The 15,392-nt window shown below is 66.7% G+C and carries 13 protein-coding genes; 10 read left to right on the top strand and 3 right to left on the bottom strand.

The features are described 5' to 3' along the window. Positions 1-11: 11 nt before the first annotated feature. Together MHEC_RS14500 and MHEC_RS14495 are read right to left on the bottom strand one after the other, a co-directional pair. Positions 12-1,550, bottom strand: coding sequence for an MFS transporter (locus MHEC_RS14500; protein WP_048891768.1), 1,539 nt, complete (start codon positions 1,548-1,550; stop codon positions 12-14). Positions 1,551-1,554: 4 nt separating this feature from the next. After that, positions 1,555-2,259, bottom strand: a complete 705-nt coding sequence (locus MHEC_RS14495; protein WP_048891769.1) for an LppX_LprAFG lipoprotein — start codon at positions 2,257-2,259, stop codon at positions 1,555-1,557. A 91-nt stretch (positions 2,260-2,350) separates the two neighbouring features. Between MHEC_RS14495 and MHEC_RS14490 the strand changes: the two genes are divergently transcribed. From MHEC_RS14490 to whiA, 8 genes are all read left to right on the top strand, one after another. Further along, a complete protein-coding gene (locus MHEC_RS14490) occupies positions 2,351-2,950 on the top strand; it encodes a riboflavin synthase (protein WP_048891770.1) in 600 nt (199 codons plus the stop codon). 124 nt (positions 2,951-3,074) lie between these two features. Further along, on the top strand, positions 3,075-4,352 hold the full coding sequence (locus MHEC_RS14485; RefSeq protein ID WP_048891771.1) for a bifunctional 3,4-dihydroxy-2-butanone-4-phosphate synthase/GTP cyclohydrolase II: 1,278 nt from the start codon (positions 3,075-3,077) through the stop codon (positions 4,350-4,352). 49 nt (positions 4,353-4,401) lie between these two features. Next, positions 4,402-4,884 carry a 6,7-dimethyl-8-ribityllumazine synthase gene (gene ribH, locus MHEC_RS14480; protein WP_048891772.1) on the top strand — a complete coding sequence of 161 codons (483 nt, stop codon included), beginning with the start codon at positions 4,402-4,404 and terminating at the stop codon, positions 4,882-4,884. After that, complete coding sequence (locus MHEC_RS14475; protein WP_048891773.1) at positions 4,881-5,342, top strand: PH domain-containing protein; 462 nt, start codon at positions 4,881-4,883, stop codon at positions 5,340-5,342. The genes ribH and MHEC_RS14475 overlap by 4 nt, the downstream gene beginning before the upstream one ends. Positions 5,343-5,408: 66 nt before the next feature. Further along, the gene (gene uvrC / locus MHEC_RS14470) at positions 5,409-7,370 is read left to right on the top strand and encodes an excinuclease ABC subunit UvrC (RefSeq protein WP_048891774.1); all 1,962 of its coding nucleotides are present in this window, start codon (positions 5,409-5,411) and stop codon (positions 7,368-7,370) included. Between the two features lie 11 nt (positions 7,371-7,381). Then, entirely contained in the window at positions 7,382-8,278 is an 897-nt protein-coding gene (rapZ, locus tag MHEC_RS14465) for an RNase adapter RapZ (RefSeq protein ID WP_099869365.1), read from the top strand. After that, positions 8,275-9,330, top strand: a complete 1,056-nt coding sequence (yvcK, locus tag MHEC_RS14460; protein WP_048891776.1) for a uridine diphosphate-N-acetylglucosamine-binding protein YvcK — start codon at positions 8,275-8,277, stop codon at positions 9,328-9,330. Before rapZ ends, yvcK begins: the two co-directional genes overlap by 4 nt. Beyond that, positions 9,327-10,304, top strand: a complete 978-nt coding sequence (whiA, locus tag MHEC_RS14455) for a DNA-binding protein WhiA (RefSeq protein WP_099869371.1) — start codon at positions 9,327-9,329, stop codon at positions 10,302-10,304. Before yvcK ends, whiA begins: the two co-directional genes overlap by 4 nt. 1 nt (position 10,305) lies before the next feature. Here whiA and MHEC_RS14450 read toward each other — a convergent pair whose 3' ends face one another. Beyond that, entirely contained in the window at positions 10,306-11,883 is a 1,578-nt protein-coding gene (locus MHEC_RS14450; protein WP_048891811.1) for an HNH endonuclease signature motif containing protein, read from the bottom strand. Between the two features lie 252 nt (positions 11,884-12,135). Between MHEC_RS14450 and MHEC_RS14445 the strand changes: the two genes are divergently transcribed. Then, complete coding sequence (locus MHEC_RS14445) at positions 12,136-13,899, top strand: DUF3556 domain-containing protein (protein ID WP_048891778.1); 1,764 nt, start codon at positions 12,136-12,138, stop codon at positions 13,897-13,899. Beyond that, entirely contained in the window at positions 13,896-15,314 is a 1,419-nt protein-coding gene (locus MHEC_RS14440; RefSeq protein WP_048891779.1) for a phytoene desaturase family protein, read from the top strand. The genes MHEC_RS14445 and MHEC_RS14440 overlap by 4 nt, the downstream gene beginning before the upstream one ends. Positions 15,315-15,392 lie beyond the last annotated feature (78 nt).

The following is a 15,392-nucleotide window of genomic DNA, read 5'->3' as shown; positions in this document are numbered from 1 at the left end:
CTAGCGCGCCGTTACGCCTTAGGACCCACCGGCTCGTGCTCGCGCAGTTCTGGCTCCTCGGCGTGAACACGCCGGCTGGACAGCAGCAGACCCAGCAGCGCCCCCACCATGCAGACCACGGCGGTGACCGTGAAGATCCCGCCGTACATCTCCGCGAACGCATCCCGGTACAGCACCGCCTTGAGGGCTAACCGTTCGGCGAGGCTGGCGTTTTCCGGAACGGCCGCCGTCTTGGCCGCAACGATCTGGTTGAACCGCTGGAACCCCCATGCACTCAGCGCGGCCAACCCGACCAGCATGCCGGTCATCCGGGCCACCACCACGAGCGCCGCGGCGATGCCGTGCTGCACGGACGGGACGACCCGCAGGCTCGCCGACGACAGCGGCCCGATCACCAGCCCGAGCCCGACCCCGGCGATGACCAGATCGGTGTCCATCGCGGGCAAGCTCACCAGGCCGAGGATGTCGTGCCGGCGGGTCGGCAGGTCAGGCCGCCACCCGGAAATCAGCCAATACCCGCCGGCCGCGATCAGCAGCCCGAGGAACGTCATCGCCCGGTCGCCGATGCGGGTCGCGATCCACCCGCCGGTCAGCGCCCCGAGCGGCAGTGCGGCGAGGAACCACAGCAACATCAGAGCGGCCTCGTCCTGGTCCTTGCCGAGCACGCCCTGGGCGAAGAGCTCCACGTCGACCAGCGTCACCATCAGCGCCGCGCCCGCGGCCACCGATGCACCCAGCGCGGCCAAGAACGGCCGGAAGTGCACACCGGCAGGTTCGATCAACCGGGTGCGCGCGAAGCGTTCCCACAGCCCGAACGCGACCGCGGCGATCATCGCGCCGATCACCAGCGGCAACCCATAGCTGGGCAGCGCCTGTTGAGCGCTGCGATCCGGGTTGTACAGGCCGATCACCGCCAGGCCCAACGCCACCGCCAACAGCAGTCCACCGACCAGATCGATTTTCTCCGGCTCGCTGCTGCGCTCGCGCGACGGCAAACTGAACTGGATCATCACCATCGCGACGATCGCTAATGGCACGTTGATCCAGAACACGTCCTGCCAGCGGCTGGTCAGCCAGACGATGAAAATCCCGTAGAGCGGCCCGAGCACGCTGCCGAGTTCCTGCGCGGCGCCGATACCGCCGAGCACCCCGGCGCGGTTGCGCGTCGACCACAAGTCGGCGCCCAGCGCCAGCGTGACCGGCAGCAGCGCGCCGGCGGCCAGGCCCTGGATGGTGCGGCCGACGACCAGCACGTGCAGCTCGGTGGAGAGCGCTGTGACTACCGAGCCGACCGCGAACGCGGCCAGGCTGGCCTGCAGCAGCAGCTTGCGCCCGAACCGGTCCGAGGCCCGGCCCAGCAGCGGCATCGCCGCGATGTAGCCCAGCAGGTACCAGGTGACGATCGGGGTGATCCGCTCGAGCTTGTTGATCGGGATGCCGATCGTCGTGATGATGTCGCGCATGATCGTGACCACGACATAGGTGTCGAGGGCACCCAGCAGCACGGCGAGACTGCCCGCGCTGATCGCGATTCGGCGTCCGGCTTGCATCTCGTCAGCTCACCGGTGGTTTGGTGACCTGGACCGGCTGGTTCCAGTTCGACAGGGTCATCTGGATGGAATTGCCCGGGCTCTGATCCAGCTTGGCCTGAACCAGCTCATGATCGCCGTTCTCCTGGATCCAGAGCGTCGCCGGTTGCGGCTGTGTCGCTTTCAACGGCGCCGCAAGCTGATTCACCGTGTCGGCGGGTACCTGTCCGGTGATGCGGACAGTGTCTTGGCCGTTGACGCTCTCCCGCGCCTGAGCCTTGGGATCGGTGAAGTGAGCCAACACGTTGGCCAGACCGGTGTCGGGGTTCAGGATCGTCGACGGGTCGTAGATGTCGGCGGCGGGGCCGAAATTGTCCCACTTGCCCGGCGTGAGCGTCGCGTACAGATTTGAGTCGTAGACCACGAAATCGGCGTCGATGTCCGAGCCGCCGATGGTGATCTTGGCGTTGCCCTTCGCCGCGGTGGGGTCGGTGGTGAGGTCGCCGGTGAGCGTTTTGATCGGCAGCCCCGGCACCTTCCCCGTGGTCGACAACACCAAATGCACACTTTTGACGTTCTTGGTGGCCTGGCTGGACTGTTTGACCAGCGTCGCCGCGTCCGGAAGCGGTTTGCTGGAGGACTTCGAGGACGAGGAGCAACCGCTGATCGAGGCGACGGCGGCGATGCTCACGGCGGCAACAGCGGCAAGGAGGCGGCGAGGCGTCTGCATAGGTGCATCGTAGAGGGTTGTCGAGGCTGCACCGGGAAGCCGAAGCTGGCGCGCCTTCCCGCGGTCCGCGCTGAATTACTAGCCTGGTCAGGTGTTCACCGGAATCGTCGAGGAAGTCGGCGAAGTGCTTTCCAAGCAGCAGCTGGGCGATTGCGCGCGCTTGACCATCCGCGGCCCGGTGGTCACCGCTGACGCGGGGCACGGCGACTCGATCGCCGTCAACGGGGTGTGCCTGACCGTCGTCGACGTGCTGCCCGGCGGGCAGTTCACCGCCGATGTGATGGGCGAGACGCTGAACCGGTCCAGCCTGGGCGGCCTGGAAGTGGGCAGTCCGGTGAATCTCGAGCGGGCCGCGGCGGTGAACAGCCGCCTCGGTGGGCACATCGTGCAGGGCCACGTCGACGCGACCGGTCGAATCCTGGCCCGGACTCCTGCCGAGGGCTGGGAAGTGGTGCGCATCGAGCTGCCCGCCGCGCTGGCCCGCTACGTCGTCGAGAAGGGCTCGATCACGGTGGACGGCATCTCGCTGACGGTCTCCGCGCTCGGCGAGGGTTGGTTCGAGGTCTCGCTGATTCCGACCACCCGGGAGCTGACCACCTTGGGCCGCGCCCCGGTGGGCACCGCGGTCAACCTCGAGGTCGACGTCATCGCCAAATACGTCGAGCGGTTGATGCATCGTCCCGCCGACTAAAGCCAGCGCAATAACGGCGGTAGGGCGGTGGTTCATACTGGATGCAGCACTTGAGCTCTTCACCGGGGCTCGTCTGGTGAGCGTTCTCGGCCGAGAACGGTCGGGAACGGACAGGGTGGCAGAAATGACGAGGTTGGACTCCGTCGAACGGGCGGTTGCCGACATAGCGGCGGGTAAGGCCGTCATCGTCATCGACGACGAGGACCGCGAGAACGAGGGCGACCTCATCTTCGCCGCCGAAAAAGCGACGCCGAGCCTGGTCGCGTTCATGGTCCGCTACACCTCCGGCTACTTGTGCGTGCCGCTGGACAGCGCGATCTGCGACCGGCTGGGCCTGCTGCCGATGTACGCGGTCAACCAGGACAAGCGCGGCACCGCCTACACCGTCACCGTGGATGCGAGATATGGTGTGGGAACTGGTATTTCAGCTTCTGACCGGGCCACGACGATGCGGTTGCTGGCCGATCCGCGCAGTGTCGCCGACGACTTCACCCGGCCGGGTCACGTTGTCCCGTTGCGCGCCAAGGACGGCGGCGTGCTGCGGCGCCCCGGCCACACCGAAGCTGCCGTCGACCTGGCCCGCATGGCCGGACTGCAACCCGCGGGCGTGCTGTGCGAGATCGTCAGCCAGAAGGACGAGGGCGCGATGGCCCAGACCGACGAACTGCGCGTGTTCGCAGACGAACACGACCTGGCGTTGATCGCCATCGCCGACTTGATCGAATATCGGCGCAAACACGAGAAACAGATCGAGCGGGTGGCCGAAGCACGGATCCCGACCCGACACGGCGAGTTCCGCGCGATCGGCTACACCAGCATCTACGACGACGTCGAGCACGTGGCTTTGGTGCGCGGCGAGATCGCCGGGCCCAACTACGACGGCGACGACGTGCTGGTCCGAGTGCACTCGGAGTGCCTGACCGGTGACGTGTTCGGGTCGCGCCGCTGCGACTGCGGTCCCCAGCTGGACGCGGCGATGGCCATGGTGGCGCGGGAAGGACGCGGCGTCGTGCTCTACATGCGCGGCCACGAGGGCCGCGGCATCGGCCTGCTGCACAAACTGCAGGCCTACCAGCTGCAGGACGCGGGTGAAGACACCGTCGACGCCAACCTCAAACTCGGGTTTCCCGCCGACGCCCGCGACTACGGCATCGGCGCGCAGATCCTGGTCGATCTGGGGGTCCGCTCGATGCGGTTGCTGACCAACAACCCCGCCAAGCGGGTCGGTCTGGACGGCTATGGGTTGCACATCATCGAGCGGGTGCCGCTGCCGGTGCGGGCCAATGCCGAGAACATCCGGTATCTGATGACCAAACGCGACCGGATGGGCCACGACCTGATCGGGCTCGACGACTACCACGAATCAGTCCATCTGCCAGGCGAATTCGGCGGCGCCCTGTGAGCCGCGCCGGCGACGATGCAGAGCGCAGCGATGAGGAGGAGCGGCGCACATGAGCCCAGCCGCCGGTGTGCCGGAAATGCCGGCGCTCGACGCGTCCGGGTTGAAACTGGCTATCGTCGCCAGCACGTGGCATGCCGAAATCTGCGACGCGTTATTGACCGGCGCCCGTAAAACGGCGGCGGAATGGGGGATCGGCGATCCGACCGTGGTTCGGGTGCTCGGTGCGATCGAGATCCCGGTGGTAGCACAGGAACTAGCGCGCAACCACGACGCGGTCGTCGCCCTGGGCGTAGTAATCCGTGGTGAGACACCGCATTTCGACTATGTCTGCGATGCGGTGACCCAGGGTTTGACCCGGGTCTCGCTGGACGCGTCGACCCCGGTGGCCAATGGCGTGCTGACCACCCACACCGAGGAGCAGGCGCGTGACCGGGCGGGCCTGTCCACATCGACCGAAGACAAGGGTGCGCAGGCGACCGCCGCCGCGTTGAACACCGCACTGACGCTGCGCGAGCTACGCACACGGTCGTGAGCCGGCAACCGGGCTGGGACGCGGAAGTGCGTCCGCACCTGACACCGTACTTCGCCTACGCCGCGGCGGCGGTGATCGCCGCCGCGCACATCGCTGTGGGGCTGCTACTCAAAGTGAAGTCCACCGGCGTGGTCTTCCAGACTGCCGATCAGGTGGCCATCGGCGCGCTGGGCCTGGTCATCGCCGGCGTGGTGCTGCTGTTCGCGCGGCCCCGGCTGCGCGTCGGCGCCTCCGGGCTGTCGGTGCGCAACCTGCTGGGCGAGCGGCTGATCCCATGGTCGCACGTGGTCGGCGTATCGTTTCCGACCGGCGCCCGCTGGGCGCGCATCGACCTGCCCGGCGACGAGTACATCCCGGTGATGGCCATCCAGGCCGTCGACAAGGAGCGGGCCGTGGCCGCCATGGACACTGTCCGTTCGCTGCTGGAGCGCTACCGCCCCTCACGCGAGCAGACGTAGAATCGCGTTTCCAACGGCTCCCCAGTGCGACTCTGCGTCTGCTCGCGGCAGACTAGCCTTAGAAACGTGCCTGATCCCGCGACGTACCGTCCCGCGCCCGGGTCAATCCCGGTCGAGCCGGGGGTGTACCGGTTCCGGGACCAGCACGGACGCGTCATCTACGTCGGCAAGGCCAAGAGCCTGCGCAGCCGGCTGACGTCCTACTTCGCCGACGTGGCCGGCCTGCACCCGCGCACCCGGCAAATGGTGACCACCGCCGCCAAGGTCGAGTGGACGGTCGTCAACACTGAAGTCGAGGCGCTGCAGCTGGAATACAACTGGATCAAGGAATTCGACCCGCGGTTCAACGTCCGCTACCGCGACGACAAGTCCTATCCGGTGCTGGCGGTCACCCTGGGCGAGGAATTCCCCCGGCTGATGGTCTACCGCGGTCCCCGCAGAAAGGGTGTGCGCTATTTCGGGCCGTACTCGCACGCGTGGGCCATCCGCGAAACCCTGGACCTGCTGACCCGGGTCTTTCCGGCGCGTACCTGCTCCATTGGAGTATTCAAGCGGCACAAGCAAATCGACCGCCCCTGTCTGCTCGGCTACATCGACAAATGCTCGGCGCCGTGCGTGGGACGGGTGAGTGCCGAACAGCATCGCCGGATCGTCGACGATTTCTGCGACTTTCTGTCCGGCAAAACCGAGAAGTTCGCCCGGGGCCTCGAACAGCAGATGAACGCCGCCGCCGCGCAACTCGACTTCGAGCGGGCGGCCCGGCTGCGTGACGACCTGTCGGCATTGAAGCGCGCGCTTGAGAAGCAGGCCGTGGTGCTCGGCGACGGCACCGACGCCGATGTCGTTGCCTTCGCCGACGACGAGCTGGAAGCTGCCGTCCAGGTCTTCCACGTTCGCGGTGGGCGCGTCCGTGGTCAGCGCGGGTGGATCGTCGAAAAGTCCGGTGACCCAGGTGATTCCGGTGAAGCACAGCTAGTAGAGCAGTTTCTCACCCAGTTCTACGGTGAGCAGGCCGAACTCGGCGGCGCAGCGGACGAATTCACCAACCCGGTGCCTCGCGAGGTGCTGGTCCCGTGTCTGCCCCCTAATGCCGACGAGCTGGCCAGCTGGCTCTCCAAGCTCCGCGGTGCCCGTGTCATGCTGCGGGTGCCCCGGCGTGGCGACAAAAGGGCGTTAGCCGAAACCGTGCAGCGAAACGCCAAAGAGGCTCTGCAGCAACATAAGTTGAAGCGAGCTGGTGACTTCACCGCCAGATCTGCTGCGCTGCAGAGCATTCAGGAGGCACTAGGGTTGGCCGAAGCGCCACTGCGGATCGAGTGCGTCGACGTCAGCCATGTGCAGGGCACCGATGTGGTCGGCTCGCTGGTGGTGTTCGAAGACGGGTTGCCGCGCAAGTCGGACTATCGCCACTTCGCGATCCGCGAGGCCGCCGGCCACGGGCACTCCGACGACGTCGCCTCTATCGCGGAGGTGACCCGACGGCGGTTCATGCGCCACCTGCGCGACCAGCAGGATCCCAATATGCTTGCGCCCGAGGGAAGATCGCGAAAGTTCGCCTATCCGCCGAACCTGTATGTCGTCGACGGCGGCGCCCCGCAAGTCAACGCCGCGGCCGCGGTGCTCGACGAACTCGGGATCACCGACGTCGCGGTCATCGGTCTGGCCAAGCGATTGGAAGAGGTATGGGTGCCGTCTGAGCCTGAGCCGATCATCATGCCCCGCAACAGCGAGGGACTCTACCTGTTGCAGCGGGTGCGCGACGAGGCGCATCGGTTCGCCATCACCTACCACCGCAGCAAGCGGTCCAAGCGGATGACCGCGTCGGCCCTGGACGCGGTGCCGGGGTTGGGGGAGCACCGGCGCAAGGCGTTGGTCACCCATTTCGGGTCGTTGGCCCGGCTGAGGGAGGCGACGGTGGAGGAGATCACCGCTGTTCCGGGTATCGGCGTCGCGACCGCGACGGCGGTGCTCGAGGCGCTGCGATCCGAGGCTTCCAACGGGCGGGTCCCTGAACGGGCGCCGGGATGACGGGCCAGGGTATGACCGGGGACGACGTGGACGGTGCGACCCAATCCGGCATCGACGTCGTCCTGGTGACTGGACTCTCCGGTGCGGGGCGCGGTACCGCGGCCAAGGTACTCGAAGACCTCGGCTGGTATGTCGCCGACAACCTGCCCCCGCAGCTGATCACCCGCATGGTCGACTTCGGACTGGCGGCGGGGTCGCGGATCACCCAGTTGGCGGTGGTGATGGATGTGCGTTCACGAGGGTTCACCGGGGACCTGGATTGGGTGCGCAACGACTTGGCCACCCGCAACATCACGCCGCGGGTGTTGTTTATGGAAGCGTCGGACGACATGTTGGTGCGACGCTACGAGCAGAATCGGCGCAGCCACCCGCTGCAAGGGGAACAGACACTGGCCGAAGGCATTGCCGCGGAACGGGAGATGCTGGCGCCTGTTCGCGCGACCGCCGACCTGATCATCGACACGTCGACGCTGTCGGTGCGGGGGTTGCGGGAAAGCATCGAACGGGCATTCGGTGGTGAGGCCGTCGCGCACACCAGCGTCACCGTGGAGTCGTTCGGCTTCAAATACGGCCTGCCGATGGACGCCGACATGGTGATGGACGTGCGCTTCCTGCCCAATCCGCACTGGGTCGACGACCTGCGTCCGCATAGCGGCCAACATCCGGCGGTGCGTGAGTACGTGTTGGGCCAGACGGGCGCGGCAGAGTTTCTGGACACCTACCATCGGTTGCTGTCCCTGGTTGTCGAGGGCTACCGACGAGAGGGGAAGCGCTACATGACCGTCGCGATCGGCTGCACCGGCGGTAAACACCGCAGCGTGGTCATCGCGGAAGCGTTGGCGCGTCGGCTGGAGCCCGACACCCACCTGTCGGTGCGGGTGCTGCATCGGGATCTGGGTCGCGAATGAACGAACGCATAGTCGCCCTGGGCGGCGGACACGGTCTGTATGCGACGCTGTCGGCGGCGCGGCGGCTGACCCCGCACGTCACCGCGGTAGTGACCGTCGCCGACGACGGCGGCTCGTCCGGGCGGCTGCGCAACGAACTTGACGTAGTGCCGCCGGGTGACCTTCGAATGGCACTGGCGGCGTTAGCATCTGACAGCCCGCACGGGCGGCTGTGGGCGACCATCCTGCAGCATCGGTTTGGCGGTAGCGGGGCGTTGGCCGGGCACCCGATCGGCAACCTGCTGCTCGCTGGGCTCAACGAGGTGCTGGCTGATCCGGTCGCGGCGCTCGACGAACTGGGACGCATCCTCGGCGTCAAGGGCAGGGTGTTGCCGATGTGCCCGATCGCGCTGGAAATCGAGGCTGATGTCGCCGGATTGGAGGCAGACCCGCGGATGAGCCGGGTGATTCGCGGGCAGGTGGCCATCGCGACCACCCCGGGGAAGGTGCGCCGAGTGCGGTTGCTGCCCGCCAACCCGCCAGCCACGAGGCAGGCCGTCGACGCGATCATGGCCGCCGACTTGGTGGTGCTGGGCCCGGGATCGTGGTTCACCAGCGTTATTCCGCATGTGCTGGTGCCAGGCCTGGCCGCGGCGCTGCAGGCCACCACCGCCCGGCGCACGCTGGTGCTCAATCTGGTGGCCGAGCCGGGGGAGACCGCAGGTTTCTCGGTGGAACGTCATCTGCATGTGCTCGCGCAGCATGCGCCGGACTTCACCGTGCATGAGGTCATCATCGACGCCGACCGGGTACCCAGTGAGCGCGAACGCGAGCAACTGCGCCGTACCGCGAAGCTGCTCGACGCCCAGGTCCAATTCGTCGATGTGTCTAGACCTGGTACACCTTTACATGATCCGGGCAAGCTGGCCGCGGCGCTGGAAGGGGTGCGGGTGCGTGGCACCGACGTCGACGCACGCCCGGCCGCCACCGCACCGATGCCAATTGACAGTGAAGGGACCGGCGCAAAGGCACCGGGTCGTAGCGGACCGAGAGGTGACGACGCGTGGCGATGACGGCCGAAGTCAAAGACGAGCTGAGCCGATTGGTAGTGAATTCGGTAAGTGCGCGGCGCGCCGAAGTCACGTCGCTGCTGCGGTTCGCCGGGGGACTGCACATCGTGGGTGGTCGGGTAGTCATTGAGGCCGAGGTTGATTTGGGCAGCATCGCGCGGCGGCTCCGCAAAGACATCTTCGAGCTCTACGGTTACAACGCCGTCGTACATGTGTTGTCGGCCAGCGGTATTCGCAAACAAACGAGGTACGTGCTGCGGGTGGCCAATGAGGGCGAAGCGCTGGCACGTCAGACCGGCCTGCTCGACCAGCGTGGACGTCCGGTTCGCGGCCTGCCGGCCCAAGTGGTGGGCGGCAGTATCGCTGACGCCGAAGCTGCTTGGCGGGGCGCTTTTTTGGCGCACGGGTCGCTGACCGAGCCGGGACGTTCTTCGTCGCTTGAGGTGAGCTGCCCGGGCCCGGAGGCTGCCCTGGCACTGGTCGGCGCGGCGCGCCGGCTTGGCGTGAGCGCAAAGGCCCGTGAGGTACGTGGCGCCGACCGGGTGGTGGTGCGTGACGGCGATGCGATCGGCGCCTTGCTGACCCGGATGGGAGCCCAGGACACACGGCTGATCTGGGAGGAGCGCCGGATGCGTCGCGAAGTGCGGGCAACGGCCAACCGGTTGGCCAATTTCGACGACGCCAATCTGCGCCGTTCGGCTCGGGCCGCGGTGGCGGCGGCGGCCCGAGTGGAGCGGGCGCTGGAGATTCTCGGCGACAGCGTGCCCGACCATCTGGCCGCGGCAGGCAAGCTGCGCATCGAGCACCGGCAGGCGTCCCTGGAAGAGCTAGGCCGGCTGGCAGATCCGCCGATGACGAAAGACGCAGTGGCGGGGCGTATTCGGCGACTGTTGTCGATGGCCGACCGCAGAGCGAAGCAGGAGGGCATTCCGGACACCGAATCAGCGGTGACCCCGGATCTGTTGGAGGATGCCTGACTCAGAAAGGCGAGTCGTCGGGCAAAAGTTGTAGCGGCGGCGGCTGCCAATCCGACGGTAATTCCTCGGGTTCTCGCGGATCGTTCACCCAGGGACAGAACGGGCTGGTACTGGGTTCGCCCTTGAACAAAAACAGCATGTCCCGCATGTGGTTCCGGAACTTACGTGCTTCGATTTCCTCTCTGCGGGCTTCCTCAAGGTAGCGGCGCGCTTCGTTGATGGGCCGCTGTTGGCGATTATGCCTGCGGGCCCGGGCAATTCGGCTGGCGCGCTGTTTGGTGCGGCTGCGCCGGTTGAGTGTGGGCGCCGCACACGCCGGCGCGCGCCATTGCGGAAACAGCTCAGTACCCGCTGGCGCGGTGCGGTAGATCCGTCCGGTCGGCGACGTCCAGATGACAGTGCCGTCAGCCAACTGAACATCGCGCCAACCACCAAACGTCTTGAGCCGATGATGTTGTCGGCAAAGGCATTTCAAGTTCCACGGTACAGTCAGCCCGCCGGCTTTCGGGTCGGTGTGGTTGAACGGAATCGTATGATCAATATCACAGACCATCGCCGGGCGGCTGCACCCGGGAAACCGACACGTCAAATCCCGGCAGCGGATCGCGCGCTCGAGCGCAGCCGACGGTTGATAGCGCACCGCCTCCGTGGGCGTGACCGTAAAATCTGCTAGCCGTAGGGTCGCAGCCGCGGCGAGCTCGCGCACCTGCTCGGCATCGATGACTCCGTACCCCTCCAGGTAGCCGGGCCGGGAACTGTCACCCTTGACGGTCTGCTCGCTGGCCACCACATTGACGACAACATATGCCCCACCGGGGTTGCTGTTGCAGCTGGTGACGTCGGTTCGGCTGGGGCAGTCCGGTTTTGCGCAGGCGCAGGCCAGACGGCGCCCTTCACTGAGCGCGGTGAGCGCATCGGCACGGCGCTGATCCAGCGTTCGTGGGTCGGCCGGACAGACCTGCTTGGCGAGTTGCGACAACCGCCGGTCGAAAGCTGCGGCGGCGGCTGCGGCGACGGTGCCGTACACCTCCGCCATCCCGTTGTCCTGCGCCGTCACGCTGATGTGGCGGTCTTGCTCGGCGGCAACCCGGCGCTCACGAGCCGCGTCCGGGTCCACGACGCGCACCGCGGCGTCGACGGCGTTGATGATTCGTTGCTTCGACCAGCTGTGCCACTTGACGATTCGCGCGGACAGTGAGTCGTCGAGCTTGGCAATCAAATCGCCATCAGTGACCAGATCCGTCCGGCTGATGATCAACCGCACCGTGCGCCAGTCGGTTCGTCCTTCGGCCAGCAGGGCGCCAATCTTAGGCAACCGGACATCGAGTGCTTGGGCGTGCGACACCATGTAACTCGCAGCCGTCGGCGAAAGGTTCATCGCGGCAGCGACCTCAGCCGTGGTCTGGTCGAACCCGTCGATCGCCGCAAAGCCCCGCTCGGCGTTCACGTTCTGTGCGGCAGCGAGCCGGTGGCACAGCAGGGCGGCGACCGCCGCCAGCCGCCGCGCCACCAGCATCGACTCCAACCGGTGTGAGGACCCGATCGCCTCCACCAGATCCCCCGGACCCAACGCGGACATTGTGACCGGAGGGGCGACGCCAGCGGCCTGCAACGGATCGGTGGCTGTATCGAACATGATTGCGAGCATAGTGGGGCCGGCCGACGCCAGCCGCGGGTCAGCCCGTTCATCGCCGGACTTATCCACAGAGCTGCATTGATCCACAGGCCCGGCCCGGTCGCTGCGGCGGAGCAGCCCGATTGGATGCCGATTCGCCATATCCGACAAGTGATTTCGCGATAGACTCGCGCTTCTGGCGAGAACGAGGACACCATGGGATTAATCTCACCGGAGCTTCCGGACGTCGATCACGACACCTGGGCCGCCCTGCCCCGGTCGACCAGGCTGCAGATCGTGACCCGCCACTGGGTCGAGCACGGCTTCGGCACCCCGTATGCGATCTACCTGCTCTATCTACTCAAGATCGCCGTGTACATCGCCGCCCCCGCCGCGATCATCTCGCTGACGCCGGGCCTGGGCGGGCTGGGCCACATCGGACAGTGGTGGACGCAGCCGATCGTGTACCAGAAAGTCGTGATCTTCACCCTGCTCTTCGAGGTACTGGGCCTGGGCTGCGGATCCGGCCCGCTGACCGGGCGGTTCTGGCCGCCGGTCGGCGGATTTCTGTATTGGTTGCGGCCCAACACGATTCGGCTGCCACCCTGGCCGGGCAAGGTCCCGTTCACCAGCGGGGATACCCGCACCGTCGTCGACGTCGCCCTCTACGCCGTGGTGCTGATCTGCGGGGTGTGGGCGCTGCTGTCACCAGGCGGCCCGGTCACTGCCGGCGGCGAGGTCGGGCTGATCAACCCGGTTGTGGTGGTACCGATCATCGTGGCTCTGGCCCTGCTGGGTCTGCGCGACAAGACCATCTTCCTCGCCGCCCGCGGCGAGCACTACTGGCTGAAGCTATTCGTATTCTTCTTCGGCTTCCCCGACCAGATCGCGGCTTTCAAAATCATCATGCTCGCACTGTGGTGGGGGGCGGCCACTTCCAAGCTCAACCACCACTTCCCGTACGTGGTCGCGGTGATGACGAGCAACAACGCATTGCTGCGCAGCAAGTCATTCGCGTGGTTCAAGCGCAGGCTTTACCGCGATCCGGTCAACGACCTGCGCCCCTCGTGGTTGCCGAAGATGATGGCGCATGTCGGCGGGACGACCGCGGAATTCATTGTGCCTGGGCTTCTGGTGTTCGTCGCGGACGGTCAGCCGTGGCGGTGGATCCTCATCGGGTTCATGGTGATCTTCCACCTCAACATCATTTCCAACCTCCCGATGGGAGTCCCGCTGGAGTGGAATGTATTTTTCATCTTCTCGCTGTTCTACCTGTTCGGCCACTACGGCGCGATCCAGGCCACCGACCTGCAGTCACCGTTGCTGCTGGCCATCCTGATCATCGCGCTGGTAGTGGTGCCGATCGCGGGAAACGTCTTCCCCCAACAGATTTCGTTCCTGCCCGCGATGCGTTACTACGCCGGGAACTGGGCCACCAGCGTGTGGTGCCTCCGCGCGGGCGCCGAAGACCGGATCGAGGCCAACATCGTGAAAAGCTCGGCGCTGACCGCCAAGCAACTGGCCAGGCTCTACGACCCGAAGACCGCCGAAATCATGATCGACAAGGTGGCGGCGTTTCGGTCCATGCACACTCACGGGCGCGCGTTGGGCGGGCTGGTTCCCCGCGCTTTGGGAAACGACGCCAACGAGGCCGACTACCGCCTGCGCGAGGGTGAAATCGTCGCCGGGGCGCTGATCGGGTGGAACTTCGGCGAAGGCCACCTGCACAACGAGCAACTGCTCGAGGCGGTGCAGAGGCGTTGCCAGTTCGACGAGGGCGAGCTGCGGGTGATAATCCTCGAGGGCCAGCCCATCCACACCCAGCGGCAGTGGTATCGCATCGTGGATGCCAAGACCGGTCCGATCGAGGAAGGCTATGTCAGGGTTGCGGACATGCTAAGCCGCCAGCCATGGCCCGAACCCGGCGACCAGTTTCCGGTGTATCCCACCACGCAGCACACCGACACCGCCCCGCGATGACGAGCGCGGTCGTCGTCGGTGCCGGGCCTAATGGCTTGGCCGCAGCAATCCAGTTGGCCCGCAACGGCGTTGACGTACAGGTGCTGGAGGCGTGCGACACCATCGGCGGGGGAGCCCGCTCCGGCGAACTCACCGTGGCAGGCGTGATCCATGACCACTGCTCAGCGTTTCACCCGATGGCGGTGGGCTCACCATTTTGGAGGCAGGTCGACCTGGAACGCCACGGACTGGTATGGCTGTGGCCGGAGATCGACTGCGCACACCCGCTCGACGACGGCACCGCCGGGTCGCTGTATCGGTCGCTTGATCAGACCGTCGCAGGCCTGGGGCCCGACGGGAAAAGGTGGCGGCGGGCGCTGGGTGACCTGGCCGACAGTTTCGACGAGCTCGCACAGGACCTGCTGCGACCGATTGTGGGTATTCCTCGCCACCCGATTCGGCTGGCCCGCTTCGGTCCACGCGCCGTGTTGCCGGCCACACTGATGGCCCGGTGGTTTCGCACCGAAAAAGCCCGCGCGCTCTTCGGTGGGGCGGCCGCCCACGTCTACACCCGGCTCGACCGGCCACTGACCGCGTCGCTCGGATTGATGATCCTGGCCAGCGGCCACCGCTACGGCTGGCCCGTCGCACAAGGCGGGTCTGGGTCCATCACCGCGGCTGCGGCCGCCGTGCTGGGCGAGCACGGCGGCGTCATCACCACCGGCGTCACCGTCGCTACCCGCGCCGACATCCCCGATGCCGACATTGTGATGCTCGACCTGACCCCGGCTATGGCCTGCAAGATCTACGGCGAGGTCATGCCCGCCCGCATCAAGAGGTCCTACCAGCGTTATCGCGAAGGCTCCTCGGCGTTCAAGGTCGACTTCGCGGTCGACGGCGACATCCCGTGGACCAATCCTGATTGTCGGCGCGCGGGCACAGTACATCTGGGCGGCACCTTCGCCGAGATCGTCGAGACTGAACGCGCGCGTGCCCGGGGCCGGATGCCGGAGCGGCCATTTGTGCTCGTCGGGCAGCAGTATCTGGCCGACCCCACGCGCTCGGCGGGCGGCATCAACCCGATCTGGGCCTACGCTCATGTGCCCTTCGGTTACACCGGCGACGCCACCGCGGCCGTCATTGATCAGATCGAGCGGTTCGCGCCGGGATTCCGGGACCGCATCGTCGCGACGGTCAGCAAGTCCACCGCCGACCTGCAGGCCTATAACCCCAATTTCGTCGGCGGGGACATCATCGGCGGCGCCAACGACCGGCTGCAGGTGATCTTCCGGCCACGGGTGGCGGTCGATCCCTACTTCACCGGGGTGCCCGGTGTCTACCTGTGCTCGCAATCCACCCCACCGGGGGCTGGCGTGCATGGGCTCTGCGGCTATCACGCCGCCGAATCGGCGCTGCGCCGGCTGCGCAAAGCCTGAAAGCGGTCGTGGGCGGTCGCCGCACCACCCGTTCAGATGGCGACCCGCTGCGCCCGGCTTCGCCGCGCTTGCGGTCGC

The organism is Mycobacterium heckeshornense, from assembly GCF_016592155.1.
GTDB lineage: Bacteria > Actinomycetota > Actinomycetes > Mycobacteriales > Mycobacteriaceae > Mycobacterium > Mycobacterium heckeshornense.
The sequence above is the reverse complement of the archived record's forward strand: the minus strand, read 5'-3'. Positions and strand labels throughout refer to the sequence as shown.

Bases quoted from the DNA above. Each gene is read 5' to 3' on its own strand.
- MHEC_RS14500 (WP_048891768.1), bottom strand. From the start codon at position 1,550: ATGCAAGCCGGACGCCGAATCGCGATCAGCGCGGGCAGTCTCGCCGTG.
- MHEC_RS14495 (WP_048891769.1), bottom strand. From the start codon at position 2,259: ATGCAGACGCCTCGCCGCCTCCTTGCCGCTGTTGCCGCCGTGAGCATC.
- MHEC_RS14485 (WP_048891771.1), top strand. From the start codon at position 3,075: ATGACGAGGTTGGACTCCGTCGAACGGGCGGTTGCCGACATAGCGGCG.
- ribH (WP_048891772.1), top strand. From the start codon at position 4,402: ATGAGCCCAGCCGCCGGTGTGCCGGAAATGCCGGCGCTCGACGCGTCC.
- rapZ (WP_099869365.1), top strand. From the start codon at position 7,382: ATGACCGGGGACGACGTGGACGGTGCGACCCAATCCGGCATCGACGTC.
- yvcK (WP_048891776.1), top strand. From the start codon at position 8,275: ATGAACGAACGCATAGTCGCCCTGGGCGGCGGACACGGTCTGTATGCG.
- whiA (WP_099869371.1), top strand. From the start codon at position 9,327: ATGACGGCCGAAGTCAAAGACGAGCTGAGCCGATTGGTAGTGAATTCG.
- MHEC_RS14450 (WP_048891811.1), bottom strand. From the start codon at position 11,883: ATGTCCGCGTTGGGTCCGGGGGATCTGGTGGAGGCGATCGGGTCCTCA.
- MHEC_RS14445 (WP_048891778.1), top strand. From the start codon at position 12,136: ATGGGATTAATCTCACCGGAGCTTCCGGACGTCGATCACGACACCTGG.
- MHEC_RS14440 (WP_048891779.1), top strand. From the start codon at position 13,896: ATGACGAGCGCGGTCGTCGTCGGTGCCGGGCCTAATGGCTTGGCCGCA.